At 34.0% G+C, this 3,789-nt stretch carries 3 protein-coding genes; all 3 read right to left on the bottom strand.

The window, feature by feature from the left end; all coding sequences use genetic code 11:
- Positions 1–405: 405 nt before the first annotated feature.
- The 3 genes from OCV67_RS12930 to OCV67_RS12920 all read right to left on the bottom strand — a co-directional run bounded on the left by OCV67_RS12930 (position 406) and on the right by OCV67_RS12920 (position 3,334).
- A complete protein-coding gene (locus OCV67_RS12930; RefSeq protein ID WP_147644355.1) occupies positions 406–2,097 on the bottom strand; it encodes an AlwI family type II restriction endonuclease in 1,692 nt (563 codons plus the stop codon).
- 11 nt (positions 2,098–2,108) lie between these two features.
- A complete protein-coding gene (locus tag OCV67_RS12925) occupies positions 2,109–2,957 on the bottom strand; it encodes a DNA adenine methylase (protein ID WP_147644354.1) in 849 nt (282 codons plus the stop codon).
- A gap of 167 nt (positions 2,958–3,124) precedes the next feature.
- Complete coding sequence (locus OCV67_RS12920) at positions 3,125–3,334, bottom strand: hypothetical protein (protein ID WP_147644353.1); 210 nt, start codon at positions 3,332–3,334, stop codon at positions 3,125–3,127.
- Between the last annotated feature and the right edge of the window lie 455 nt (positions 3,335–3,789).

Below are 3,789 nucleotides of genomic sequence, written 5' to 3'. Positions count from 1 at the left end.
CATATGCTGCTTATTGTGTAGGCTGGACTAATACATTATTAACAGAAGATGCTGTTGCTTATGATTTTTCATAATTAAGCTGACTCCTAAAAACTTAAGGAGTATTAATAAAATAAAAGCCTATCGGGATTACTCCTGATAGGCTTAAGTTTTGAAATGTGACTTTTAAAGACATGAAAAAAAGCGGCAAGGAGAGATCCTGCCGCTTGAATTATAAAAAATAGAGCGAAATATTTCTACCCCGCTCCGCAAAAATGTATAACATTTTTTCCTTGTGCATAATAGTATATCATATTTTAATGTGATCGTCAACAGATTTCAATAAATATCCCATACATAGCCAAAGCTTCATAAATACAAGAAAGGGTATGCCACATAAAAACAATAAGCTCTTTTACATCTATTTTAATTGCAAACAAGCCAATTACTTGCGCAAGATTGGATATAATCATACCATTCTGTTTCATTTTCTGATGAATCCACTTTGTTGATTATCTTATCCAATAACTTGCGAATATCTGATGATTTCGGATGTATTTTGTAATTATATGAGTTTTCAACCAACTTCATAAACAAATCTAAATCAAGAGGGACAATCTTTGATTTTCCACCATAGTAAGAGATGTTTGTTTTGTTTAGAGTGAAGAAATGAGCTACTACCGCAGGATTGATATTTGGTGCTATAAAAAGGCAGTAGGTATCTTTTCCCGATCGTTTCTTTAACTGACCATAATGCCTTGCAACAGGCTCTCCTTCTGTTTCATATTGTCTTTGCCCAGATTGCATTGTAACCTCCACAGATATAGAAAAATCTGAGTAATTGCACTCTATGTCAGGCATATTTCCTTGCGCAATGGATAACGGCTGTCCGGAATCGTCGAACTTAAAATTCCCCTTAATATCTCCACCGTCGAGCATTGTCATAGCTCTCCATGTATTGTATTCAAACATTAATGGAGCATCATAATACCCGTCAGAAATAATCTCATTGAAGGTATCTATTATTTCAGAATACAAAGCGTACGACTTGATTTCCGCTACCTGTTCGTGAATAACAGCTTCTTTGTGTTTTTGGACGATGTCATCACGCAAGTCTTTAAGTTTTTCAAGCTCCATGCCATTCAATTCTCTTTTAGTATAAGAACCTATTTTCATAAGAATATCTATAATATTATCCTTGTTATCCGTATAAAGAACAGGCTCAGATGTTGAGAATAGGTGTTGCTTATATTGAGTAGCATCATCGACAAAAACAGGATTTCTATCAACATTAGCAAGGACAAAATCAACCTCTGTCATTTTATCAGCAAAAATAGAGATGGATCTGTTCTTATGTGAGATTGATACTAAACCAGTATATCTTAAATATCTAAAACAAGCATCAGTATAATCACGCATATTGCTTTTTTTGGTTGATATAAATTTTTTAAGGCTTGCATCCTTAGTTTCTCGTGTTTTTGTTTTGCCCAATGCAATAGTATCTGAGTAAAGTTCTGTTATAGCAACCGTCCATGTTTTGTCAACCAGTTTTTTATACTTACCTCTATATCGTTCTTTTTCTTCCCTGAATGCAATTATCTTGTCCTTAATCCTATCAAATTGACGATAATCTGTCAATTGTAAAGCAAATATTTTCAATTCATCAAATGTCAAATATTCGAGTGTACGAACTAACCTTAAAATTTCAAGGTAGGGACGAACAAAAAATACACCACAAGTATCTATATTTTCTGTATGGTATGGTGAAGGGAGCTGATATTTTAAGAGTTGCCTAAGAAATATCTCCTGTGGTCGTTTACCAAAAACTAATGCAATTCCTGCTTCTGTTAAAGCAATGGAAGGCTTTAAATCTACAAATCCTAACGCTTTAGGTGCTCTATTTATTCTATCTCTTGCACTAAACGCTTTATCTGAGGGAGATCCATTACCTTCAAAAAAACTTGACTTAGCGAGTTCATCAATAAATGCTTCTTGTGTATGTGTATTCCACTTCTTGCCCTCAAATTTTTCTTGAATCAATCGAATTTCAGGAATCATTTTTTGAGGTGTTCTCGGAGAAGTAGTAAAGAAAAGGACTTTATTTTTTAATACAGCCATAAAAATGCTCCTCAATAGTTCTTTACAATGATATGCATTTTATCATTATTAAATCTATTCTTTATGTTTACAGAATAGTTCTTATAATACTCATCAAAAATATATTCACCATATAACTCTTCTGTTAATGGTGTTTTTCCAATAATCATCAATGCACGACATGGTAGGTTTCTAAAATCGGCAGCTAATCTACGATGTTCAGCTTCATCAAACCCATTCATAAGATCAACATTACCATAATCATTAAAAACGCAATCATATGGTGGATCAAGAAAAATGAAATCTTCTTCCTGTGCCATATCGAAAATTCTTCTATAATCTAGATTAAATAACTCTGCACGTTGAAGTAATTCACTATGATTATGAGTAATTAAATGTGTGTTGAGATTAGGATACCTACCGAACGGAACATTGTACTCCCCATTGTTATTGTATCTTATCATACCTGAGTATGCAGTTTTATTTATAAAGAAATAAGTAACACCGTCTAGGTAAGTTCCATCAGGATGGTTAAATAAATCCCTCATATGATAATAAAGATCTTCATTGGCATTAGGAACACGCTCATCAGGAGTTAACGCTTTAAGTCGCTTAAACTCTGCCTGATTTTGTTCATAAACTGCCTGTATTCCATCAAGTTGCGTTCTCATAACAGGATATTGATTTCTTAATTGAGAATAGAAAGTCATAAGTCTTTCATTAACATCATTAAGAATAGCATTATCTGGCTCCAAATAGAAAAAAACAGCGCCACCACCAAAGAAAGGCTCAATATACCTATTAAAATTATCAGGTATATATTGTAAAAAACGTGGAATTTCTCTCGATTTCCCACCTCTATATTTTAATACAGGATTCATACGCATACCTCCAAGAAAAAACAATATCCTTTATATTATAGCATAATTATAATTATCACACAATCCGCTTTAGCACTTTTCTCTGTTTTGAACAAAACACGCCCAGCCAAACTAGATTTACTAAATACAAAAAAGCCCGTCAGGAACATTCCCGACGGGTTAAATTATTATTTCACTTTATTTTCAATCTCGGTATGCAGACGTTTAATAAAGTTTTCACCTGCTATACCGTTTTGTTGGTAACCCCATACACCTAATAGATAATTTACAGCATTCAGCGTACCATCGCCAAACGATTTATTTTTGTCCACACCGTACTTAACCGCTCCGCTGTCTGTTCCGCCGTGCCCTACTCCTATAAATACTTTTTTACTCATTTTTATTTACCTCATTTCTTAAATTTAGATATAAAAATGCATCCTGTAAAAACAGAGTGCATATTGACATATTATGCCGATTATAGTATAATAATGTTTATGGGCATACCTGAAACGGTAGGCTTGCCATCTTTAGGGCAAGTCTGCCGAACGCTTTTCCTATTGCGTTCGGTAGGCGGTTGTTCCCTCCTTACGCCATAAACTTACTTATCGTCCACGAAAGTGCAGGCGAAATAAGCAGGCAAGGAGGTGATAGATAATGGAATTAATCATTATCTTCTTAATCCTTGTGACTCTTAATGAAGTTATCAAGAATATAAAGAAATAAACCGCCCTCAGCTGCTAAACTAAAGCGGTTTATTCAATAAACAATTTAGTGAGGGAGCGACCGTCTATCGGTATGCCCCTTTTTTATTATTATACATCAATTATGGAAATATGTCAACTTTATTTTA

It is taken from the genome of Porcipelethomonas ammoniilytica (genome assembly GCF_025567485.1).
GTDB lineage: Bacteria > Bacillota > Clostridia > Oscillospirales > Ruminococcaceae > Porcipelethomonas > Porcipelethomonas ammoniilytica.
Note: the sequence above shows the minus strand (reverse complement) of the source record. Positions and strands in the feature narration are given on the sequence as shown.